The 22548-nt window shown below is 65.5% G+C and carries 26 protein-coding genes; 17 read left to right on the top strand and 9 right to left on the bottom strand.

All coding sequences use genetic code 11. The annotated features are described in order from the left end of the window. Window positions 1–33: 33 nt before the first annotated feature. A complete protein-coding gene (locus FG91_RS01910) occupies window positions 34–363 on the top strand; it encodes a UrcA family protein (RefSeq protein ID WP_037511215.1) in 330 nt (109 codons plus the stop codon). Between the two features lie 147 nt (window positions 364–510). On the opposite strand, the gene FG91_RS01905 is transcribed toward FG91_RS01910, so the two are convergent. Both FG91_RS01905 and FG91_RS01900 read right to left on the bottom strand, forming a co-directional pair. Beyond that, window positions 511–996 (bottom strand): hypothetical protein, encoded by a 486-nt coding sequence (locus FG91_RS01905; RefSeq protein WP_152567965.1) that lies wholly within the window; start codon window positions 994–996, stop codon window positions 511–513. 70 nt (window positions 997–1066) lie between these two features. Then, window positions 1067–1459 (bottom strand): winged helix-turn-helix transcriptional regulator, encoded by a 393-nt coding sequence (locus tag FG91_RS01900; RefSeq protein ID WP_037511209.1) that lies wholly within the window; start codon window positions 1457–1459, stop codon window positions 1067–1069. A gap of 112 nt (window positions 1460–1571) precedes the next feature. Between FG91_RS01900 and FG91_RS01895 the strand changes: the two genes are divergently transcribed. The 3 genes from FG91_RS01895 to FG91_RS01885 all read left to right on the top strand — a co-directional run bounded on the left by FG91_RS01895 (window position 1572) and on the right by FG91_RS01885 (window position 4308). After that, window positions 1572–2315: an SDR family oxidoreductase gene (locus tag FG91_RS01895; protein ID WP_037511207.1), complete on the top strand. Its 744-nt coding sequence runs from the start codon at window positions 1572–1574 to the stop codon at window positions 2313–2315. Window positions 2316–2387: 72 nt separating this feature from the next. After that, complete coding sequence (gene rlmN, locus FG91_RS01890; protein WP_037511204.1) at window positions 2388–3632, top strand: 23S rRNA (adenine(2503)-C(2))-methyltransferase RlmN; 1245 nt, start codon at window positions 2388–2390, stop codon at window positions 3630–3632. A gap of 223 nt (window positions 3633–3855) precedes the next feature. After that, window positions 3856–4308, top strand: a complete 453-nt coding sequence (locus FG91_RS01885) for an outer membrane beta-barrel protein (protein ID WP_037511201.1) — start codon at window positions 3856–3858, stop codon at window positions 4306–4308. A gap of 89 nt (window positions 4309–4397) precedes the next feature. On the opposite strand, the gene FG91_RS01880 is transcribed toward FG91_RS01885, so the two are convergent. Next, the gene (locus tag FG91_RS01880) at window positions 4398–5111 is read right to left on the bottom strand and encodes an arylesterase (protein WP_037511199.1); all 714 of its coding nucleotides are present in this window, start codon (window positions 5109–5111) and stop codon (window positions 4398–4400) included. Between the two features lie 17 nt (window positions 5112–5128). Here FG91_RS01880 and FG91_RS01875 point away from each other — a divergent pair, with 17 nt between their 5' ends. Next, a complete protein-coding gene (locus FG91_RS01875; protein ID WP_037511196.1) occupies window positions 5129–5830 on the top strand; it encodes an ABC transporter ATP-binding protein in 702 nt (233 codons plus the stop codon). Then, window positions 5831–8332 (top strand): ABC transporter permease, encoded by a 2502-nt coding sequence (locus FG91_RS01870; RefSeq protein ID WP_037511193.1) that lies wholly within the window; start codon window positions 5831–5833, stop codon window positions 8330–8332. Here FG91_RS01870 and FG91_RS01865 read toward each other — a convergent pair. From FG91_RS01865 to thrS, 4 genes are all read right to left on the bottom strand, one after another. Then, on the bottom strand, window positions 8329–9090 hold the full coding sequence (locus FG91_RS01865; RefSeq protein WP_037511190.1) for a sulfite exporter TauE/SafE family protein: 762 nt from the start codon (window positions 9088–9090) through the stop codon (window positions 8329–8331). The two genes, FG91_RS01870 and FG91_RS01865, sit on opposite strands and share 4 nt — an antisense overlap. Window positions 9091–9213: 123 nt before the next feature. Beyond that, on the bottom strand, window positions 9214–10365 hold the full coding sequence (locus FG91_RS01860; RefSeq protein ID WP_037511187.1) for a hypothetical protein: 1152 nt from the start codon (window positions 10363–10365) through the stop codon (window positions 9214–9216). Window positions 10366–10374: 9 nt separating this feature from the next. Continuing rightward, window positions 10375–11061, bottom strand: a complete 687-nt coding sequence (locus FG91_RS20790) for a helix-turn-helix domain-containing protein (RefSeq protein WP_052187221.1) — start codon at window positions 11059–11061, stop codon at window positions 10375–10377. Then, window positions 11058–13064, bottom strand: a complete 2007-nt coding sequence (gene thrS, locus FG91_RS01850; RefSeq protein ID WP_037511184.1) for a threonine--tRNA ligase — start codon at window positions 13062–13064, stop codon at window positions 11058–11060. Before thrS ends, FG91_RS20790 begins: the two co-directional genes overlap by 4 nt. Window positions 13065–13209: 145 nt before the next feature. Between thrS and FG91_RS21220 the strand changes: the two genes are divergently transcribed. The 11 genes from FG91_RS21220 (at window position 13210) to FG91_RS01795 (ending at window position 18470) form a co-directional block, all read left to right on the top strand. Then, window positions 13210–13632: a MerC family mercury resistance protein gene (locus FG91_RS21220; RefSeq protein WP_161785610.1), complete on the top strand. Its 423-nt coding sequence runs from the start codon at window positions 13210–13212 to the stop codon at window positions 13630–13632. Beyond that, on the top strand, window positions 13629–14009 hold the full coding sequence (locus FG91_RS01840; protein ID WP_037511181.1) for a VOC family protein: 381 nt from the start codon (window positions 13629–13631) through the stop codon (window positions 14007–14009). Before FG91_RS21220 ends, FG91_RS01840 begins: the two co-directional genes overlap by 4 nt. A 105-nt stretch (window positions 14010–14114) precedes the next feature. Beyond that, window positions 14115–14537 (top strand): hypothetical protein, encoded by a 423-nt coding sequence (locus FG91_RS01835; RefSeq protein ID WP_037511178.1) that lies wholly within the window; start codon window positions 14115–14117, stop codon window positions 14535–14537. Next, window positions 14534–14728 carry a helix-turn-helix transcriptional regulator gene (locus FG91_RS01830; RefSeq protein WP_037511176.1) on the top strand — a complete coding sequence of 65 codons (195 nt, stop codon included), beginning with the start codon at window positions 14534–14536 and terminating at the stop codon, window positions 14726–14728. Before FG91_RS01835 ends, FG91_RS01830 begins: the two co-directional genes overlap by 4 nt. Window positions 14729–14808: 80 nt before the next feature. After that, a complete protein-coding gene (locus FG91_RS01825; protein ID WP_037511175.1) occupies window positions 14809–15063 on the top strand; it encodes a DUF6356 family protein in 255 nt (84 codons plus the stop codon). 5 nt (window positions 15064–15068) lie between these two features. Further along, window positions 15069–15824, top strand: a complete 756-nt coding sequence (locus FG91_RS01820; RefSeq protein ID WP_037511174.1) for an alpha/beta fold hydrolase — start codon at window positions 15069–15071, stop codon at window positions 15822–15824. A 38-nt stretch (window positions 15825–15862) separates the two neighbouring features. Beyond that, window positions 15863–16300 (top strand): acyl-CoA thioesterase, encoded by a 438-nt coding sequence (locus FG91_RS01815; RefSeq protein WP_037511172.1) that lies wholly within the window; start codon window positions 15863–15865, stop codon window positions 16298–16300. Between the two features lie 9 nt (window positions 16301–16309). Then, on the top strand, window positions 16310–16747 hold the full coding sequence (locus FG91_RS01810) for a VOC family protein (protein WP_037511171.1): 438 nt from the start codon (window positions 16310–16312) through the stop codon (window positions 16745–16747). A gap of 10 nt (window positions 16748–16757) precedes the next feature. Beyond that, window positions 16758–17165, top strand: a complete 408-nt coding sequence (locus FG91_RS01805; protein WP_152567964.1) for a VOC family protein — start codon at window positions 16758–16760, stop codon at window positions 17163–17165. A 68-nt stretch (window positions 17166–17233) separates the two neighbouring features. After that, the gene (gloB, locus tag FG91_RS01800) at window positions 17234–17962 is read left to right on the top strand and encodes a hydroxyacylglutathione hydrolase (protein WP_037511169.1); all 729 of its coding nucleotides are present in this window, start codon (window positions 17234–17236) and stop codon (window positions 17960–17962) included. A 61-nt stretch (window positions 17963–18023) separates the two neighbouring features. After that, a complete protein-coding gene (locus tag FG91_RS01795; protein ID WP_052187219.1) occupies window positions 18024–18470 on the top strand; it encodes a hypothetical protein in 447 nt (148 codons plus the stop codon). A gap of 251 nt (window positions 18471–18721) precedes the next feature. On the opposite strand, the gene FG91_RS01790 is transcribed toward FG91_RS01795, so the two are convergent. Next, window positions 18722–20527 (bottom strand): AMP-dependent synthetase/ligase, encoded by a 1806-nt coding sequence (locus FG91_RS01790; protein ID WP_052187218.1) that lies wholly within the window; start codon window positions 20525–20527, stop codon window positions 18722–18724. 49 nt (window positions 20528–20576) lie between these two features. Continuing rightward, window positions 20577–22268: a gamma-glutamyltransferase gene (gene ggt / locus FG91_RS01785; protein ID WP_037511708.1), complete on the bottom strand. Its 1692-nt coding sequence runs from the start codon at window positions 22266–22268 to the stop codon at window positions 20577–20579. Between the last annotated feature and the right edge of the window lie 280 nt (window positions 22269–22548).

Here is a 22548-nt window from a genome sequence, read left to right as displayed (position 1 = left end):
CCCTCCTCCCCAGCCGGCCGATGGAGACTCAAGATGCAAAAGCTTCTGATCCTCGCCGCCCTCGCTGCCGTATCGATCGGCCAGCCCGTATCGGCGCAAACCGCCCCTGCGAACCCGAGCGTCGCCGTGGCGCACAAAGACCTCGACCTTCGGACCGCGGCCGGCACCAAGGCGCTCGACCGCCGCATCTGGCGCGCCGTCGTCGAAGTGTGCGGCACCGCCCCCGATTTTGACATCGCGGGCAAGAATGACGTGCGGCAGTGCCGGCGCGATACAAAGCGCGTCGCCTCGGTGCAGGCCGACGTCGTCGTCGCCAACGCGTCGCGCGGCGAGCCGATCCAGGTCAGCTCGATCCGCAACTGACCGGCGGACCCAAGTTGCAGGGTCCGTCAAAGCCGGGGCCATGATTCGGGCACGATCATGGTCCCGGCTTGCTATTGGATTATGCGCCGCCCGAGGGTCGGAAGCTCGTTTAGTGACGGAAGAACGGCTATGGGGTGGAAGCGGACATTAGTCTCCCGCTCTGTCTGCTTGAATTGCAGCTTCGATATAAGCCTGTGGGTCACGAACGAAACGCATTGCGGGTGACTGCATCACCGCTCTCACGACCGCTTCCGCACTAGGTTGAATGATCGCACCTTCTCTCGCAGCAAAAACGCATTGAAGGTCGCGAGCAAGGCCACACATGCCACTGACAAGTGGGAATGACGGATTCGCGACATCTAGCCGGAGTTGGATGCCTTCGACACGATCGCCCTCGAACCAAATCTGGACGTCGTGTGATTTCTCATCGCCCCAGATATGAAGATCTGGCGCCCATGACTCCTTTTCGGGAAGAAGCCTGCTTAATGCCTGAAATAAGCCGGGCAGCTTCTCGACAGAAATCTCGGGTTCGATCTCATCCAATTGCTCTCGCGTCATCCGTATCGCATCGACACCATTCAAGCGTGCTGCAGAGGAAGGAATGAGATCCAGCGTGAATTGCCATGCTGCCATACTCCAAGTGTAGCGCCACTTTGAATGATCGCAATTGGCGGTAACCTGTGAGCGCCAACTTGCCCGAACCTCATCCCCGCTCGTCAAACGCCATCCGCGCCCTTGCCACTTTTTCCAGATTGGCTTCGGCCCAGACCCAGACACCGCAAAAGGCTTCGCCGAGACTGTGGCCGAGGTCGGTCAGGCAATATTCGACCTTCGGCGGCACGACCGGGTGCACTGTTCGCACTACCAGCCCGTCGCGCTCCATCTGGCGCAGCGTCTGCGTCAGCATCTTCTGACTGATGCCGGGGACGCGGCGCGAAAGTTCGGTGAAGCGGCAGGTTCCGTGATCCTCCAGCTCCTCGAGAACGAGTAGAGTCCATTTGTCGGCGACTCGGCCGATGAGTTCGTTGACGAGCGTTTCGACGCGCGGATCGACCGGCGCATTCGGATCATAGGCAATTTTTTCGGGCGTGGGCATGGCGGAAAATCCAAATCTCTCTTTCGGGTAACTATGGCACTTTCGGGTGCCTTCTTCCTTTTGGAGAGTATAGGAATATTTAGCCCTTCTCACCACCTCGAAGGAGGCCATCATGAAGACCACAGGCAACACCATCCTCGTCACCGGCGGGGGTTCGGGCATCGGGCTCGCGCTCGCGCAGCGCTGGCATGACGCCGGCAACGATGTCATCGTCACGGGGCGCAATGCCGCGAAGCTCGACGCCGCGATCGCGGGGCGGCCGAACATGTCGGCGGTCGCGCTGGACGTCACCGATGCCGATGCGATCGCCGCTTTCGCGAAGGAGATCGTCGCGAAATTTCCGGACCTCAATGTGCTGGTCAACAACGCCGGGATCATGAATGCCGAGGATGCGAGTGCGAAGCGCGACCTGGCACAGGCCGAGGCGACGGTCGTCACCAACATCCTCGGTCCGATCCGGCTGATCGACGCGCTCGTCGACCATCTGGCGGCGCAGGCGGACAGCGCGATCGTCAATGTGACGTCGGGGCTGGCGTTCGTCCCCTTCCCCAAGGCGCCGACCTATTCGGCGACCAAGGCGGCGATCCACAGCTACTCGGTCGCGCTGCGCATCCAGCTCACGGGCAAGGTCGAGGTGATCGAGCTGGCGCCGCCCGCGGTGCGCACCGACCTGACACCCGGCCAGTCGACGCGCGAGGGTTATATGCCGCTCGATGAGTTTGCCGATGAGGTGATGGCGCTGTTCGCGGTGGAGCCGACGCCTGAGGAGATTCTCGTGCAAAATGTCCTGCCGCTGCGCAATGCCGAGGCGAACGGGACGGTGCCGCAGGTGCTGGGGATGCTGGCGTCGTTGTAATTGCGACGAAAAAGGGCCGTTTGTCGCCGGGACTGGCGCAAGCGGCCCTTTGCCCCTATATGGCCGCGCATCATGCAGATTCCCGGCCATATCGACCCCGTCACGACGGGCACCGTTCCCTTGCGCGGCGGCAACCGCATCGACCTGATCGGGCTGACGCGCGACGCGATCGGCGGCGTGTTGGTCGAGGCGGGCCTCGATGCCAAAGCGGCGAAGCTTCGCGCCAAGCAGATCTGGCACTGGATGTATCACCGCGGCGTCACCGATTTCGAGGCGATGACCGACATCGCGAAGGCGATGCGCCCGTGGCTGACCGACCGTTTCATCATCGGCCGCCCGACGGTGCGCGAGGCGCAGGTGTCGAGCGACGGCACGCGCAAATGGCTGCTCGCCGCCGCCGATGGCCAGGAGTATGAGATGGTCTTCATCCCCGACGCCGACCGGGGAACGCTCTGCGTGTCGAGCCAGGTCGGCTGCACATTGAATTGCCGTTTCTGCCACACCGGCACGATGCGCCTCGTCCGCAACCTCGCCGCGGGCGAGATCGTCGGGCAGGTGATGCTGGCGCGCGACGAACTCGGCGAATGGCCCAAGGGGACGATGGCGGGCTTCGGTCCCGATCCCGAGGACGACGATGACGAAGAGGGCGGCAATTACACCGCCGACGGCCGCATCCTGACCAACATCGTGATGATGGGCATGGGCGAGCCGCTGTATAATTTCGACGAGGTCAAGGGCGCGCTCAAGATCGTCATGGATGGCGACGGGCTTGCGCTCTCGCGCCGCCGGATCACGCTGTCGACGAGCGGCGTCGTGCCGATGATGGCGCGCGCGGGCGAAGAGATCGGGGTCAATCTCGCGGTCTCGCTCCACGCGGTGTCGAAGGAAATCCGCGACGAGATCGTCCCGCTCAACCGCAAATATGGCATCGACGAGCTGCTGAAGGCGTGCGCCGACTATCCGGGTGCCGGCAATTCGCGGCGCATCACCTTCGAATATGTGATGCTGAAGGACAAGAATGACAGCGACGACGATGCGCGCGAGCTCGTCCGGCTGATTCGCGAATATGGCCTGCACGCGAAGGTCAATCTGATCCCCTTCAACCCCTGGCCCGGCGCGATCTATGAATGCTCGTCGCCCGAGCGCGTGCGCGCGTTCAGCAACCTGATTTTCAAGGCCGGGATTTCGGCGCCGGTGCGCACCCCGCGCGGGCGCGACATCATGGCGGCGTGCGGGCAGCTCAAGAGCGCGGCGACCAAGCCGACCCGCGCCGAACTCGACCGGATCGCCGAGGAAAAGCAGGCCGCGCTCGGCTGACGACGCCCCCAAGCTTCTTTTTCCCATCTTCGTAAGCGTCAGAAACCCGCGGATATGCGGGGCGAGAACGCATACCTATTCTATACTGTGTGGTAAAAATAACACAGGTAAGAAAATTGTCACATTCTGAACGATCCGTTCATTGCAGCGACAGCCGCGAGCCCCATTTAGAGGGCGTCGCGACCCAAAGGGCGTGACCGATTAAAAGCAGAAGGAAAAGAACATGAAGAAATTCGCAGTTGCAGCCGCTCTCCTGACGGCCATCGTTGCAACCCCCGCCATGGCGCAGGGCGAAGGCCGCGTCGAAGTGCGCGGCGGCTATGTCACGGGCAGCGGCCTCGACGACGCCACGCTTGGCGCCGCGGCCGGCTATGATTTCGACCTCGGCTCGACGGCATTCGCCGGCGCCGAAATCGCGGGCGACAAGGTGCTGATCGACGGCGCCAAGGTCCAGTTCTCGTCGGGCGCGCGTCTCGGTGCCAAGGTCGGCGCCAACGGCAAAGCCTATGTCAACGGCGGCTACACCTTCGGCCAGATCGACGATCCCTATGTCGGTGCCGGCTACCAGCACAAGCTGGGCCAGAACGTTTACGCCAAGGCCGAATATCGCCACCAGTTCATCGAGAACTTCAGCGATTTCGACACCTTCGCGGTCGGCGTCGGCTTCGCTTTCTGATCCTTTCGGAACAGCGAAACGAAAAGAAGGGGCGGCCCATCGGGTCGCCCCTTTTTATTTGCCCTGTCGCTGTGCGACAGCGCGGATATTCATTCCGCGTTCGGCAGCGCCTGTTCGACCAGCGGCGCCAGCCCCGCGGCCACGACCGTCACCCCCTTGGCATTGGGATGCATATTGTCGCCGAGCATCAGCGCCTTGTCGGTGACGACATTGTCGAGAATGAAGGGGTAGAAGCTTGCGTCATATTTCGACGCGAGTTCGGGATAGATGGGATTGAACTTCTTCGCATAGTCGCTGCCGAGATTGGGCGCGGCCATCATGCCGGTGAGCAGCACGGGAATTTCGCGCTTTTTCAATTCGGCGAGCATCGCGTCGAGATTGGTGCGCGTCTGGTCGGGGCCGATCCCGCGCAACATGTCGTTGCCGCCGAGGCCGAGCACGACGAGTGCGGGCTTTGCCTTCGCATTATCGAGCACATAGGTCAGGCGCTGGCGCCCCGCGGCGGTGGTGTCGCCCGAAACGCCGGCATTCTGGACGCGCGCGACGATGCCATCGTCGGCGAGCGCGGCCTGCAATTGCGGCGCGAGCCCTTCCTTCGGGCCAAGCTGGTAACCCGCGTATAGCGAGTCACCAAAGGCGATCACGAGCGGCGCGTCGGCGGGGATTGCGGGCGCCGTTTTCGCCGCAACCTTGTCGTTGGTCGAAGCCGACGGCTTCTCCGCCGATCCACACGCCGCGAGCGGTTGGCAAAGCGCGATTGCGCAACCATATATCAAGAAAGAGCGCCATCCGGCCGTTCTCATTTCAAAGGGTCCTCTCCTTGCCCGACGCCCAACGACAATCGCCCGGCGTGGCGATCGCCGCCCATAATGTGACGCTCACGCTTGGAAGCGACAAGGCCCCTGTCGAAATTTTGCGCGGCGTCGATCTGGAGGTTCCCGCGGGTGCCTCGGTCGCGCTGCTGGGACCGTCGGGGTCGGGGAAAAGCTCGCTGATGGCGGTGCTGGCCGGACTGGAACGCGCGAACGGCGGCAGCATCCAAGTCGCGGGGCTCGATTTCGGGGCGATGGACGAGGATGATCTGGCGCGCGCAAGGCGCGGGCGGATCGGCATCGTGTTGCAGGCGTTTCACCTGCTGCCGACGATGACCGCGCTCGAAAATGTCGCGGTGCCGCTGGAACTCGCGGGCATCGCCGATCCCTTCGGTCGCGCCGCGGCCGAACTCGAAGCCGTCGGTCTCGGGCACCGTCTGACCCACTATCCCGCGCAGCTGTCGGGCGGCGAGCAGCAGCGCGTCGCGATCGCGCGCGCCATGGCAAGCTCGCCCGCGATCATCTTTGCCGACGAACCGACGGGCAATCTCGACACCGCGACCGGCCACGCGATCATCGACCTGATCTTCGCGCGCCGCGCCGCATTGGGCGCGACGTTGCTCATCATCACCCACGACCCCGAACTCGCCGAGCATTGCGACCGCGTGGTCGTGATGCACGACGGGAAAATCGAAGAGCGGGCCGCCTAGGTGCTGCCGCTCGCCACGCTCTGGCGGATCGCGCGCCGCGACCTTGCGACGCGCATTCGCGGGCTGCGCCTCCTCGCAGTCTGCCTGTTCCTCGGCGTCGCGACGCTCGCGGCGATCGGCAGCCTGACGCGCGGCATCACGTCCGAACTCGAAGTCCGCGGGCAGACGATCCTCGGCGGCGATGTCGAGTTCAGCCTGCCGCAGCGTGAGGCCACCCCCGCGGAAATGGCGGGCTTCCGCCGCGTCGGCACGCCCTCGGCCACCGTTCGGCTGCGCGCGATGGCGAACGATCCCGACGGCGAGGCCTTGTTGTCCGAATTGAAGGCGGTCGACGGCGCCTACCCCCTCTATGGCACCATGCGGCTGGAAAGCGGCGCGCGCCAAGGTCCCCCGCCGCGGGGCGGTATCTGGATCGGCAAGGATCTCGTCTCGCGGCTGGGCCTGAAGGTCGGCGAGCGCGTGAAGTTCGGCGAGACGAGCTTCCTCATCGATGGCGTGATCGCCGAGGAGCCCGACCGGCTGGGCGAGGGCTTCACGCTCGGCCCCGTCGCGATCATCGGTCTGGCCGACCTGCCCGCGACGCAGCTGATCCAGCCGGGCAGCCTTTACGAGAGCAAATATCGCGTCCGTTTGCCCGAAAGCGCGAACCCCGAAGCGGTCGGCAAGGCGTTGACCGCCGAATTCCCCGACGCGGGCTGGGATATCACCGACAGCAGCAATGGCGCGCCGGGCACGCGGCGCTTCATCGAGCGCATGGGGCAGTTCCTGTCGCTCGTCGGCCTCGCGGCGCTGGTGATCGCGGGGATCGGCGTCGGCAACGGCGTCGCGAGCTATCTCGCGGGCAAGCGCCCCGGCCTTGCGACGCTGAAAGTGCTCGGCGCCGATAGCGGCACGGTGGCGCGCATCTATGGATTGCAGATCCTTGCGGTCGCGGCGGTGTCGATCGTCGCGGGCCTGATCGTCGGCGCGCTTGCGCCCGCCGCGATCGGCTGGATCGCCGGCGACGTGCTGCCCGTCAAACCCGGCGTTGCCATTTATCCGCTGCCGCTCGCCGTTAGCGCGGCCTATGGTCTGCTCATAGCCGTCGCCTTTGCCCTGCCCCCGCTTGCGGCGACGCGGCACGTTCCCGCCGCGGGCCTTTACCGCGCGACGGTGAGCGGCGCGGCGCGGGTCGACCGGCAGACGGTCGTCGCGGTCGCGGCGGCGCTGGCGGCGATCATCGCGCTCGCGGTCGGCACCGCGCGCGAGCCCCTGTTCGCGCTCGGGTTCATCGGGGCGGCGATCGGGCTGCTTCTCATCCTCGTCGGCCTCGGCTGGCTGGTGCGCCGTACCGCGAGCCGCCTGCCGCGCCCCAAGCGCCCGCTGTTCCGCCTCGCGCTTGCGAACCTCCACCGCCCCGGCGCCGCGACCGGCGCGCTCGTCGTCGCGCTCGGCCTTGGCCTGACCTTGTTCGTGACGCTGGCAGCGATCCAGACGAGCATCACCGCCGAAATCCAGTCGACCGTGCCGCAACGCGCGCCGAGCTTCTTCGTGCTCGACGTGCCGCGCACCGAGACCGCGCGCTTCCAGACGATGGTGGCGGGAGCCGATCCCAAGGCCGAGATCAACATGATCCCCGCGCTGCGCGGCAGCGTCACCGAATTTGCCGGCCAGCGCGTCGACGAACTCGCCGAATTGCCCGAGGGCGCGTGGGTGCTGCGCGGCGACCGCGGGCTGACCTACAGCCCCGTTTTGCCCAACGGCAGCGAGCTCGTCGGCGGCCAGTGGTGGGCGGCCGATTACAAGGGGTCGCCGCTGGTCAGCGTCGAGCAGGAAGTCGCCACATCGCTCGGACTCAAGCTCGGCGACACGCTGTCGGTCAACGTGCTGGGGGTCGAGGTGCAGGCGAAGGTCGCCTCGTTCCGCACCGTCAACTGGGACAATTTCGGGCTGAACTATGTGCTCGTCTTCTCGCCCGGGACCTTCGACGCGGCGCCGCATAATATGGTCGCGACGGTGGCGGTCGGGCCCGAGGCCGAAGCCGCCTTGTCGCGCAGCATCCCGCGGGCCTTCCCGTCGGCGTCGCTGATCGCGGTGCGCGATGTCGTGTCACAGGTGACGACGCTGCTGACGCAGATGAGCCAGGCGATCGCGGCGGCGGCGAGCATCGCGATCCTTGCGGGCATTGCCGTGCTGATCGGCGCGATTGCAGCGAGCCGCGAGCGGCGTGTTTACGATAGCGTGATCCTGAAACTGCTCGGCGCCACGCGCGGGCAGATTTTGGGCGCGCAGGGCATGGAATATGCGGTGCTCGCGGCCATTCTTGCCGTGCTCGCGCTCGGGCTGGGGCTTGCGGGCGCCTGGTATGTCGTGACGCAGCTGTTCGACTTCGACTTCGCGCCCGATCCGCTGATCGTCGGGATGACCCTGCTCGGCGGCGCGGGGCTGTCGTTCCTGATCGGGATTGCGGGGAGCTGGCCCTTGCTCTCGGCCAAACCCGCGCAGGCGCTGCGCAGCCTCTAGTTCAAGAGCCGCACCACCGCCGACACCGCCGCGATGCCGAGGACGATCGCGACCATCGCCTGCCAGACATGCGGCGGGACCCGGCCGAAATGGCGCGCGCCGACATAATTGCCCAGCCACATCGGCACGAACAGGATCACCGCGAGCAGGAACAATCGCCAGGTCGCGATCCCGACCCAGAGCGCGGCGAGCGTGCCCGCGATCGCGGTGCCAAAAAAGATCAGCAGCATCGACGCGCGCGCGACCTTGGGTTCCAGATGGCGGCGGAGGTAGAAGGGCACGACCGGCGGTCCCGGCATCGCGGCAAAGCCGGTGAGGATGCCCGATGCGACCCCCGTCCCCGCAATCGCGCCGCGCCCCGGCCGGTGCCCTTCGGGCTGTTTGGGCAGCAGCACCGCGACAAAGGCACCGACCGCGACCAGCGTGATGAGCAGCCGCGCGACGTCGGGGGTGGTCGCATCGAGCGCGACCATGCCGACCGGCGTTGTCGCCATCGCGAGCAGCGCGATCGGCACCGCGGTCGCGCGGTCGGCGTCGGCCATGATGATCCCGATCCCGACCGGGCCGATCAGCAGTTGCAGCAATATGCCAAGCACCACCGCCTCGCCGGGTGCGATGATCAGTCCCAGGAGCGGTACGAGGATGATCGCCATGCCAAAGCCGGTGAGGCCGCGGACATAGGCGGCGGCAAAGGTCATCGCCGCCGCGCCCACAAGCGTCAGCGGCGCGATGCCGACAAGCTGCGACAGGCCGGTCAAGCGGCGTGCGCCACGACGGGCGGGCGGAAGGCGGGATGGAAGGGCAGCGCTTGTTTCCCCGGCAGCGGATCGAACCGGCCCGGCCGATACCGCAGGAACGCCGGGGCGGCTAGCCCCCGCCGTTCAAGCCAGCGGCCAAAGCTTGTCGACAGGGCGTTCGAGCACATGCGCGGCAATGCTGTGCAATTTTTGCGGTGCGAGGCGCCCGGTCTTTGCCGCGTCGGCAAGCCAGGTTTCGATCGATCCGCCGGTTTCGATCCAATTGTCCTGGCGCAGCATCCCGTAAAAGGCTCCCGCGAGAATATGGATGCCATCGTCCGATTTGCGCCAACGATCGGACGGATTGCGCGCGACCCCCAGTGCCTCGGCGATCAGCTGATCGAGTGCCTGCGCCAGATCCTCGTTCAGCAGGCCTTCGAGCGTCGTATAGCCCCATTTGGGATCATGCTCGGCGACGACGCGCGGGATCAGCGGGTCTTTGGCGAGGATGGCGAGCGCGGCCTTTGCCGCGGGGCCGTCCATCACCACCGGGGGATGGAGCATTTCATGGCCCGCATTGCGCACGGTGATCGCGGTGTTCCAGTCGGCCGCCTGCAGGAACGTCTGCCCCTGCACCTTGATCCCGTGCGGCTTGCAAAATTGCAGCAGCACCACCTCGATCTGCGGGTCGAAGGTCCGCCCGGTCAGCTTTTCGTGAAGGCGGATGACGTCATAGGCGCCCAGATCGGCCTGAAGCTGAACGATCCGTCCCTCCAGCGCGGCGATGCGTTCGGTGCGAAAGGCGGCGAAACCCGCATCTCGCATCGCTTCGAGCACCGCTTTCACGCGCGGGGCATGCGCGGCGAACCACGCCCAATCCTTTTCGTTCCAATTGCTGCTCGCGCGATAGGCGGTGAGGAGGCGCGCCTCGGGCGCGGCAGCGGCGGCGATCAGCGCGGCAAGGCTGCTGTCGTCGCCGCCCGAAAAGATGAGCGACAAGACCGGGCCGAGCAGCCCGAAACCCGCATCATTGGCTTCGCGCGACAGCGCCGGAATCTCGGCGCGGGCTGCGGCCGAAAGGCGCGGCGCGAAGGCGTCGACGTCGGCCTGATAATAGGGCAAATAAAGCTCTCCCCCCGCCAGCGGTCCCAGAAAGGCGAGCGCATCGAAGCCTTCGGATGCGCGCACTTTCCATTGCGTGCGCATCGGCGGGCGCTGATTTTGCGCTGAGGCGATGGTGGGAACAGCGAGGGCGGCGGTGCCGAGCGAGGCGGCAATGAAGAAGCGGCGATCCATGAACCCGGTTTAGCGGGGATCGACGCGCCCGGCTTGAACGGACTTTGCCCGGTGCAGGATCGGCGGGGCGCCGGTCATCGCGGCGATCGACCGGGTCAGATGCGCCTGGTCGGCGAACCCCTGGTCGGCGGCGAGATCGGCGAGACTGCCCTGCCAGCGATCGAGCGCAGTGAGCGCTTGCCGCGTCCGCGCCTCGAGCCGGAAGCGCTTGGGGCTGACGCCATAGGCGCGCGCGAAGCCGCGGCTGATCGACGCGGGGTTGAGCCCCATATGATCGGCCCAGTCGGCGAGCAATATGTCGGGATCGGCGGCCAGCGCCGCGGCGAGCAGGTCGGGCCAATCGTCGCGCCGCGCCGCGCCCGCGCGGAAATGGTCGCGGACATAGTCGGCGGCGGCCTGCGGATCGCGTTCGGCGAGGCGCGCGGCGGTATCGGGATCGGCGATATGCCCCGCCCCCGGCGCAAATCCCTTTGCGACCGGCAGATTGAGCACCTGCGCGCCGCGCGCGCCGAAACGGTCCTGATGCGCGGTCCAGTCGCCGTGGACGACGACTGTTCCCGGCCGCACGGCGATGCGCCCCTGATCGCCCGATTCTTCATAATCGCCGCCGAGGACGAGCGCGGCATAACCAACGGCATGGCGATGACGCGGCAGGCTTTCGCCCGCCGCATACCGGCCGATGCCGATCCTGCTCACGGCTCGCGCAAATCCGGCGGCGTCGCCTCGCCCTTCAGCATCGCGATCGCCTCGGCGAGCGGCATGATGCGCTGGCCGTCCTGCCCGAGGGTGCGGATCGCGACGGTGCCTTCCTCGGCCTCGCGGTTGCCGACGACGAGCAGGTAGGGGACTTTGGCGAGGCTGTGCTCGCGGACCTTGTAGTTGATCTTCTCGTTACGCACGTCGATGTCGGCACGGATGCCCGCCGCGACAAGCTGTGCCACCGCGTCCTTGGCATAATCGTCGGCGTCGCTGACGATCGTCGCGACGACCGCCTGCACCGGCGCGAGCCAGGTCGGGAAGCGGCCGGCGAAATGCTCGATCAATATGCCGATGAAGCGCTCGTACGTGCCGAGGATCGCGCGGTGGAGCATCACCGGGCGATGGCGCTCGCCATCCTCGCCGATATAGCTCGCGTCGAGGCGTTCGGGCATCACGCGGTCGGACTGGATCGTCCCGCACTGCCAGGTGCGGCCGATCGCATCGGTCAGGTGGAATTCGAGCTTGGGCGCGTAGAAAGCGCCCTCGCCCGGCAGTTCTTCCCAGCCATATTCTTCGGTCGCCATGCCCGCGCGCTCGACGGCTTCGCGAAGCTCGGCCTCGGCCTTGTCCCACATTTCGTCGGTGCCGAAGCGCATGTCGGGGCGCAGCGCGAGCTTCACCGCATATTTCTCGAAGCCGAGCTGTTTGTAGACGCGGTCGAGCAGCGCGCAGAAGTCGCGCACTTCCTCGACGATCTGGTCCTCGCGGCAGAAGATATGCCCGTCGTCCTGCGTAAACTGGCGCACGCGCATGATGCCGTGCAGCGCGCCGTGCGGCTCGTTGCGGTGGCAGCAGCCCATTTCGGCCATGCGGAGCGGCAGGTCGCGATACGACTTCATGCCCTGGCGGAAGATCAGGACGTGCGCTGGGCAGTTCATCGGCTTGAGCGCCATCCACTCGGCATCGTCGGACACCAGTGGGCCTTCACTCTCGATGTTCGGAACCTCGTCGGGGATGACGAACATATTCTCGCGATATTTGCCCCAGTGGCCCGACTGTTCCCACTGGCGCGCGTCCATCACCTGCGGGGTCTTGACCTCCTGATAGCCCGAGCCGTCGATGGCGCGGCGCATATAGGCTTCGAGCTCGCGGTAGATCCGGTAACCCTTGGGGTGCCAGAAGACGCTGCCGTGGGCTTCTTCCTGCAGGTGGAACAGGTCCATCTCGCGGCCGATCTTGCGGTGGTCGCGCTTCGCCGCCTCTTCGAGCCGGACGAGATGCTCGGCGAGCTGCTTCTTGTTGAGCCAGCCGGTGCCATAGATGCGGCTCAATTGCGCATTCTTCTGGTCGCCGCGCCAGTATGCGCCCGAGACGCGCGTCAGCTTGAACGCGGCGGGATCGAGCTTGCCCGTCGAGGCGAGGTGCGGGCCGCGGCACATGTCCATCCAGCCGTCGCCCGAACGGTAGACGGTGAGTTCCTCGCCCTGCGGCAGTTCGGCGGCCCATTCGGCCTTGAAGGTCTCGCCCTCGGCGGCCCATTTGGCGATGAGCTTGTCGCGCTCCCACACTTCCCTTGTGAGGGGAAGATCGGCGGCGATGATCTTGCGCATCTCCTCCTCGATCAGCGGCAGTTCGTCGTCGCGGAACGGGCCGCGATCGGCGGCGGGCGCGAAGTCATAATAGAAGCCGTCGCCCGTCGACGGGCCGAAGGTGATCTGCGTGCCCGGGAACAGCTTCTGCACCGCCTCGGCGAGGACGTGCGCATAGTCGTGGCGGAAGAGTTCGAGCGCGTCGGCCTCGTCGCGGCTCGTCACCAGCGACAGGTTCGTGTCTTCCTCGAGCGGGCGCATGATGTCGCGCAGTTCGCCGTCGATCTTCGCGGCGAGCGCGGCCTTCGCGAGGCCGGGTCCGATGTCGGCCGCGATCTGCAGCGCGGTAGTGCCGCGCACGACTTCACGGGCAGAGCCATCGGGAAGGGTGACGCGGATCATGTCGGACATCGAAAAATCGGCCTTTCTTGCGGGGTAGAACAGCGCCCCTTTGCCAGCATGCGATATGGGCGGCAAGGGGCGGATTCACAACAAAGCTTGCAATGATACAATGTATCATTATCTGGCGTCGGAACCCTCCCGCGAAAGAAACCCCATGTGCCTTCCCGCCGCGCGCCCGCGCCTTGCCGACCTGACGGGACTTGCCCTGTCGTTTACTTGCCTGTTCCACTGCCTTGCTCTGCCTTTGCTCCTGCTTCTGGCCCCCGCGTTCAGCCGCTGGATTGCGCTGCCCGAGGGGGTTCATGCGGCGATCCTGTTGCTGGCTTTGCCCGCTGCCGCGATCGCGATGCGCGATGGTTGGAGACGGCATCGGCGGGTTACGCCCGCGATGCTCGCAGTTACCGGACTGGTCCTGCTTGCGCTTGGCCTGGCGGCGCACGAGGGGTGGATCGCCGCCGCCGATCCCGAGGCCGCCGACCGCCTGTTGACCTCGGCCGGCGCGCTTACGCTTGCCGCCGCGCATCTCGTCAACTGGCGCTGGCGTCATCGCGGCGGCGGGCATAAGTTGCGGGCATGACCGACGCCCCGCCGCTTCACAGCATCGCCGCGATCCTGCCGTGCACCGACCTCGACGCCAGCACCGCCTTCTATGAAAAGCTCGGCCTGTCGGTCGTCGGCGACTATGGCAGCTATCGCCTGCTGGAGGACGGCAAGGGCTGGCAGCTTCATCTGACGAACGAGTCGCCCGAGGGATGGCTGGTGCCGGGCCGGAACCCGTTCGGCCTCTACCTCTACACCGAACGCGTCGCGGAGCTCGCCGAACGCGTGCGCGACGCGATCCTCGAACGCGAAAAGGCGCCGACGCACAAGCCGTGGGGCATGTATGAATTCGCGCTGTCCGATCCCGACGAGACGCTGGTCCGCATCGGCTGGCCGAGCGAGCTGATCGGCTGAATCGCGTTCAGAAACGACAGCAAGCTTGTCATTATGCAAAGCTTGCTTGACATAACGCAATCGCTTAAGTAAAGGATCCTTGTCAATATATGGAGGACCCTTGACATGGCAACGTACAAAAGTCGTGCGATCCGGCGTTATATGATCCGCCTTGCGGTGTTGATGAGCCTTTATGTCATCCTGATCTTTGCCGCCGGCTGGACATTTCGGCACAGCGACATTTCGGGTATACCGGCCGTTGCACTCGCGGTGACGCCCGCCTTGCCGATCATCGGCGTATTCTGGGCCGTCATGCGCCTGCTGGTGGAGGAGAGCGACGAGTTCATCCGTATGCTCCAGGTGCGCCAGTGCCTTTTCGCCACCGGCTTTTGCCTGACGGTGATGACGATCTGGGAATTCCTGCAGAATTACGAAATGGTTCCGGCCGGTAACGGCGGCTTCGGCGCGGCCTTTTTCTGGTTCGTCGGACTGGGCCTCGGTGCGGTCTATAACAGGGTGACGATCGGCACGACGGGTAGCTGCGCGTGAAAAATCGCCTGAAGGTCCTTCGTGCTGAGCGCGACTGGAGCCAGAGCGACCTTGCCGACCATTTGCAGGTCTCGCGCCAGTCGGTCAACGCGATCGAGACGGGCAAATACGACCCCTCGCTGCCGCTCGCCTTTCGGATCGCCGACCTGTTCGGCCTGCCGATCGAGGACATCTTCCTGCGAGAGGGATAATCGGACGGATCGGCGCGCCGGTCTTGCGGGAGATGGCCTCCCCCGCTAGGGCACCCTCCAGCCGGAAAGGAGCCCTCCTCATGTTCAAGCGCCTGTTCGTCGACCATCCCAAGAGCGTCGATGAGAATTACATCGAGCATTTCGGCGTCGCGTCGAAATTCGGTGTGACGATGATCTATGGCGGCCTCTGCGCGCTCGTCCACGCCGTCGTTCCCGGCTGGTGCATCACCACGGGCAGCGACACGATCCAGCGGCTGAACCATATCATGGTCGAAAAGCGGCGCGCCAAGGGGCAGGCCGTGATGCAGATGAGCACGATCGACTGGGTCATCTGATCCCGGTGGACGCCCCACACGATTATCTCGACCGTTCGGGCCGTCCGCGGCTCGCCTATCGCTATACGGCCGGCACCAAGCCGACGATCGTCTTCCTGCCCGGTTACATGTCCGACATGGCGGGCGGCAAGGCGACCGCGCTGTTCGATTGGGCCGCGGCCGAGGGTCATGCCTGCCTGCTCCTCGACTATGCCGGATGCGGATTGTCGGACGGGTTGTTCGCCGACCAGACCCTGCTCGACTGGCGCGGCGACGTGCTCGATCTGATCGATGCGAAGGCCGAGGGCCCGGTCGTCATCGTCGGATCGTCGATGGGCGGGTGGCTGATGCTGCTCACTGCGCTGGCGCTCGTGCAGCGCGACGGGCCCGGCCGGGTGGCGGGACTCGTCGGGATAGCCGCGGCGCCCGATTTCACCGACTGGGGTTTCAGCGACGCCGAGAAGGCGATCATCCTTGCCGAAGGCGAACTGCGCGAGGAAACCCCGTACAGCGACCAGCCCTATGTGACGACGCGCGGCTTTTTCCAGTCGGGCGAGGCGAACCGGCTGCTCGATACCGATATCCCCCTCGCCTGCCCGGTCCGCCTGCTCCACGGCGAGGAGGATGGCGATGTGCCGTCCGGCATCAGCCTGCGGCTTTCCGCGGCGCTTGCGAGCGCGGATGTGCAGGTGACGCTGGTCAAGGGCGGCGATCACCGCCTATCGCGCGACACCGACATCGCGCTGCTGATCGACACGGTCGCGCGTATCGCGACAAATTAGACACCGTCGCGCGGCTCGCGACGAACTAGAGGGATACCATGGCTCGCAGCGATTTCAAATTCAGCGTCAAAAAGCGCGTCCGCTATGCCGAGATCGATGCGCAGGCGGTGGTGTTCAACAGCCGCTACCTCGAATATTTCGACATCGGGATCACCGAATATTGGCGCGGTGTCGGCGTCTACGACCGCTGGCCGGCGCACAGCAGCCCCGAGTTCCATGTCGCACGCGCCGAGGTCAATTATCGCGCGCCGATCCTGCTCGACGAGGAAATCGACATTTGCGTGCGTGCCTCGCGCGTCGGCACCAGCTCGATGACCTATTTGTTCGAGCTCCACGGCGCGGGGAAAGACGATCTGCGCGCTGACGGGCAGCTGGTCTATGTCCATGTCGCCGAGGCGCAGGGCGCACCGGCGCCGGTGCCGGACGAATTCCTATTCCTGTTCGAAGCGTTTGAAGCACGGGCCCTTCGCGCCTAATATAGGCGGATGATCAAATATCTTCACACGATGATCCGCGTTTCGGATCCTGATGCCACCGTCGATTTCTTCAAGCTGATCGGGCTGGAGGAAACGCGCCGTTTCGACAATGAGGCCGGCCGCTTCACGCTCATCTTTCTCGCCGCCCCCGGACAGGGCGACGTGGCCGAGGTCGAGCTGACCTATAATTGGCCGCCCGCCGACGGCAGCGCGCCCGAGGACTATACGGGCGGGCGCAATTTCGGTCATCTCGCATACCGCGTCGACGATATCTATGCGACGTGCCAGCGGCTGATGGACGCCGGGGTGACGATCAATCGCCCGCCGCGCGATGGCCATATGGCGTTCGTGCGCTCGCCCGACGGCATTTCGGTCGAGCTGCTGCAGGAAGGCACGCTCGACCCCGCCGAACCCTGGGCATCGATGCCCAATACCGGCGCCTGGTAGGAGCCGCGCAGTGCCGGGCCTGTTGATCAACATCGACGTGCCCGACCTCGCCGCTGGAGAGCGTTTCTATACGAGCGCCTTAGGACTGACCGCGGCCCGGCGGTTCGACGACGATATCGTCGAGCTGACCGGCTGCGAGGCGCCCATCTATCTGATCGTCAAGCCCGCGGGGTCGGCGATCGGCCCCGATGGCGGCGATTTCCGCCGTTACAACCGGCATTGGACGCCGGTGCATCCCGATTTTTCCGTCGCTGACCTCGACGATGCGATCGCCCGCGCCATTGCCGCGGGCGCGAAACAGGAGGGCGAGACATTGGCGCTGCCCTATGGCAGACAGGCGATGTTCGCCGACCCGTTCGGCAATGGATTCTGCCTGATCGAGTTCAACGAGCGGGGCTATGACGCCCTTCTGAGCTGAGCAGGCGGATCAAGGTCCCGGCGTCCCCGCTCCGTCTTCAAGGGGTGAGACGCTGGAAAGGAGATATCATGGCTGCGCTGGACATCGTCCGTATTCCCGTCCTCAGCGACAATTATGTCTGGCTGGTCCATGATCCCGTCAGCGAAGCGACGATGGTCGTCGACCCCGCGGTCGCCGAGCCGGTGCTCGAAGCGGCGGCCGCGCGCGGCTGGACGATCACCGATATCTGGAACACCCACTGGCACCCCGATCACACCGGCGGCAATGCGGCGATCAAGGAAGCGACCGGCTGCAAGATCACCGGTCCGGCGGCCGAATATGCGCGCATTCCGACGCTCGACGTCCAGGTGAAGGGCGGCGACAAGGTGCGGCTTGGCGAACATGTCGCCGATGTCTGGGACGTGCCCGCGCACACCGCGGGGCATATCGCCTATCATTTCGGCAGCGACGCCGCGATCTTCGTCGGCGATACGATGTTCGCGATGGGCTGCGGCCGTCTGTTCGAAGGCACCGCCGAGCAGATGTTCGCGAATATGCAGAAGCTCGGCACGCTCGACGATGCGACGCGCGTTTATTGCGCGCACGAATATACGCTGTCGAACGCGCGCTTTGCGGTAACGGTCGAGCCCGACAATGCCGCGCTGGCCGCGCGGCTCGCCGCGGTCGAATCCGCGCGCGCGGCGGGCGAGGCGACGGTGCCGACGAGCATCGGCGAAGAGCGCGCGACCAACCCCTTTTTACGCGCGCCGAGCGCGGCCGAACTCGGCCGTATCCGCGCGCTCAAGGATGCGGCATAATGCCGCTTCAGCGCGCATTCATCCGTCCGGGCCATAATGGCCGATCTCAAGGAGTAAATTCATGGCGAAGCTGAACCTGATGGCCGCCGCGCTGTTGACCGCGGCCGCGCCGCTGGTCGCAAGCTGCGCGCCCGCCGGTTCGGGCGAGCCCGGCGCCGCGGCGCTCACGCCCAAACAGGCCGAACGGCTCGACAAGCAGCTTGCGGGCAAGGTTCCGGGCGAGCCGGTGCGCTGCCTCCCCAATTATCGCAGCAACGACACGATCCGCGTGTCTGACAGCATCCTGCTTTATCGCTCGGGCGGCAATCTCGTCTATCGTAACGACTTGAAGAGCAGTTGCCCGGGCCTCGCGCGCGACAGCGACATCATGGTGGTCCGCCAGTTCGGGTCGTCGACCTGCGAAGGCGATTTCTTCCACCTGGTCGACCGGTCGAGCGGCATCCGCGGTCCGACATGTGTTTTTGGCGAGTTCGTCCCCTATCGCAAACCGGCGGGGGACAAAGGCTGAGCCTTGGGTTCAGTCGTAGGCGGGGTCCGGTTTGCGCCGAGCTCTTCGGGTCGCACCCCCGCCTGCTTATAGCCCCTTCCCCCTCGATGGGGGAAGGATACGCAGCCTTGTCGCGGAGCGGCTAGGCGAAGTTGGATGGGGGTGATGGTGCGTCATTGCACTGTCGCTTCAGGCCGAGACCGCACCCCCACCGCTGCGACTAGCCAGCAAGCTGGCAAGTCTCGCTGCCTCCCCCATCAAGGGGGGAGGACTCAGGCTTTATACAGCGCCGCGATCTTGTCCTCGTAGACCTGTTTCAGGATATGGCGCCGGATCTTCATCGATGGCGTCATCTGTTCATTCTCGATCGTGAAGGGCTCGTCGGCGAAGTCGAATTTGCGGACCTTTTCGATCACCGAAAGCTGACCGTTGACGCGGTCGACCGCGGCGCGCAGCGTGGCGCGGAATTTCTCATGCTCGCGGAGGCGCTCGAGATCCTTCGGCAAGCCTTCGGCCTCGGCCCATTCGGCCATCCATTCGGGATCGGGGACAAGAATGCCGACGAGGTGCGGGCGCTTGTCGCCATAGACCATCGCTTGCAAAATCTCAGGCTGGAGCGTCAGCATGCCCTCGACGCGCTGCGGCGAGACATTGTCGCCCTTGTCGTTGACGATCAGGTCCTTCTTGCGGTCGGTGATGACGATGCGGCCTTGCCCATCGATATGGCCGATGTCGCCGGTGTGGAGCCAGCCGTCGACGAGCACCCGCTCGGTCTCGGCCTTGTTGCGCCAGTATCCTTTCATCACCAGTTCGCCGCGCACCAGAATTTCGCCGTCGTCGGCGATGCGGACCTCGGTGTTCATCAGCGGCGGGCCGACGGTGTCCATCTTGATCCCCGCGCTCGGGCGGTTGCAGCTGATCACCGGTCCCGCCTCGGTCTGGCCATAGCCTTGCAGCAAGGTCAGCCCGATCGAGTGGAAGAACACGCCGATTTCGGGGTTGAGCGGCGCGCCTCCCGACACGAGCGCCTTCATCCGGCCGCCGAAACGCTTGCCGATCTTGGGGCGGAACAATTTGTCGAGGATCAGGTCGACCGGGCGGTCGAGGATGCCCATCCGCCGCTCATAATCCTTTTCACCGACGCGCAGCGCCTGGTTCAGCATCCAGTTCGCGAGCTTGCCCTGTTTTTCGACCGACTTGATCATCCGTGCGCGGATCACCTCGAACAGGCGCGGGACGACGACCATGATCGTCGGGCGCGTCTCCTCGATGTTCGAGACGAGCTTTTCCAGCCCCTCGCTGTAATAGATTTGCGCGCCGACCATGATCGGCAGGAACTGGCCGCCCGAATGTTCATAGGCGTGGCTGAGCGGCAGGAACGACAGGAACACTTCCTCGTCGCCGATGCCGAAATCACTGACCAGCACCTCGGCGGCGCCCGCGGCATTGTGCAGGATCGCGCCGTGATGCTGCATCACGCCGCGCGGCGCGCCGCCGGTGCCGCTGGTATAGATGAGGCACGCGGTATCTTCGCGCTTCATCGCGGCGCCGCGCGCCTTCGTTTCTTCCACATACGCTTCGCCGCCCTCCACGAGCGGCCCCCAGTCGTGAACCGCAACCTCGCCGTGCTGGCCGACGCGCAGGCTCTCCATGCTGATCACGATATGCGCTTCGGAGCGCATCACCGCGGGCATCAGCGTGCGTGCGAGCTTCGCGGTCGAGACGATCACCGCCTTCGCGCCGCTGTTGTCGAGGATGTGCTGATGGTCGCGTTCGGTGTTGGTCGTATAGGTCGGGACGGTGATGCAGCCCGCGGCCATGATGCCGAGGTCGGCGATGCACCATTCGGGCCGGTTCTCGCTGACCAGCACCACCCGGTCGCCTTCCCTGAGTCCCAGTTCGCGCAAATTATGCGCGAGCGCCGACACCTGATTGGCGACCTGCCGCCAGCTCAGCGGATGCCAGGCGCGGTCGGCCTTGCGCCACAGGAAGGGATCTTCGCCGCCGCGCCCCGCACGGTCGAAGAACATCGCGACCAGACTCGAAAAATGGTCGAGATGGGGATTTACGAGCTTCATTCTGCCTCTCTCCAGGGAGATTTCGTTGCTTCTGTTTTGTTATCGTTGATTAATTCTGCGCCGGCGCCCCGTCGATCGACGAGCTGCCGGGTCCGCGCGGGTCGGCGGCGCCGCGCCAGCCCGCACTGGTTTGTTCGACCGCGTTGAGCTTCGAGCCGAGGCTGGTCGCGGTGAAGCTGTAGCCGAAAGGTTTCATCTTCGCGGCGATCGCCTTGCCCGCCTCGTTATTCTCGATCAGCACACCCTGGCGGCCGAAGAAAAGGTTGGGAAGCTCCATCGCCTGTTTGGCGTCGAGCCCCCAGTCGAGCACACCGACGAGCACCTTGGTCACATGCATGATGATGCGTTTGCCGCCCGCCGATCCGACCGCGAGCACGACCTTGCCGTCGGGGCCGTAGACGACCGTCGGCGACATCGAGGAGAGCGGGCGCTTGCCCGCTTCGACGCGGTTCGCGGTCGGCACCCCGCCCTCGGTCGGCGCGAGGTCGAAGTCGGTGAGTTCGTTGTTGAGGAAATAGCCGTTCGCCATCAGCTGGCTGCCGAAGATGCTTTCGATCGTCGAGGTCATCGACACGAGATTGCCGTCCTTGTCGGCGGTCACGAAATGCGTTGTCCCCTGCTCCTCGACCGGCGGTGCGGCGGCGCGCGGCTTCGCGCCCGGCGGCACACCGGGTTCATATTTGCCCGCGGCGCCAAAGGGCGAGATGAGCTGGCGGCGCTCGGCGAGATAGCTCTTGTCGAGCAGGCCCTTCACCGGAACATCGACGAAATCGCCGTCGCCGAGATAAGCGGCGCGGTCGGCGTAGGAAAGCTGCATCGCTTCCGAGAGCAGATGCCAGCTCATCGGATTATCCTTGCCCATCGCCTTCATGTCCCAGCCCTCGATCATGCCGAGGATGCCGAAGACGGTGGTCGCACCCGACGAGGGCGGGCCCATGCCGCACACCTTGTAGATACGATAGGTGGTGCAGACCGCCGGACGCTCCTTCGCCTTGTAAGCGGCGATGTCCTTGACGGTCAGCTGGCTCGGGTGGCGCGGCGCCTTGGCGACGGCATCGCTGATCGCCTTGGCATTGGCGCCGGTGTAGAATGCGTCAGGTCCGCGCGCCGCGATGTCGCGGAGCAGCTTGGCGTAGGCGGGGTTCTTGATGCGCGTGCCGACGGGAGCCGGCTTGCCATCGACATAATAGATCGCCTGCGGGGCGGGAAATTCCTTCCACATCGGCTCGAACTGGACGAGCCAGTTGTTGAGCGCCGGGGTGACGATGAAACCTTCTTCGGCAAGCTTGATCGCGGGCTGGAACAGCGCCTTCCATTCGAGCTTGCCCCATTTCTTGTGCGCCATTTCCATCAGGCGCACATTGCCGGGGACACCGACCGACAACCCGCCGGGAATCACATCCATATAGCCGCGCGCCTTGCCGTCAGCGCCGAGGAAACGCTCGGGTTTTGCCGCGGCGGGCGCCATTTCGCGGCCGTCGATCGTCGAGATGCTGCCGTCCTTGGCATTGTGGTGGACCATGAAGCCGCCGCCGCCGATGCCGCTCGACTGCGGTTCGACCAGCGTGAGGACCGCGACCATCGCGACCGCGGCGTCGGCAGCGGTGCCGCCCTGATGCAGAATCTCGCGCCCGGCCTCGGTCGCGCGCGGATCGGCGGACGAGGTGACGCCCTGCGCGAGCGCGGGCGACGAGACGGTGACGGAAAGAAGGGCGGCGAGCGGGAGGAATTTTTTCAACATGGGCGCGACATTGGCGCGGAGGTCGAGGTAGCGCAACCCTTGTTCCCCTCCCGCTTGCGGGAGGGGTTAGGGGTGGGCAGCGGCGGGCGCAGCCCCCCCCCCCCCTGCGACCAGCGAGGGAGCTCGCAAGTGTCGCCGCCCCCCCCGCAAGCGGGAGGGGAGGACGGCTTATTCCGTCCCCACCGCGTCCGGCACGCGGCCCGGACCGGCGGCCCCCCTCAGCCTTTCCCTGCCTGCCGTCGTCCCGGCCGCGCGGGCCGTGCGCCCGTATGACGAGCGC

This window comes from Sphingopyxis sp. LC81, from assembly GCF_000756375.1.
Classification (GTDB): Bacteria; Pseudomonadota; Alphaproteobacteria; order Sphingomonadales; family Sphingomonadaceae; genus Sphingopyxis.
The sequence above is the reverse complement of the archived record's forward strand: the minus strand, read 5'-3'. Positions and strand labels throughout refer to the sequence as shown.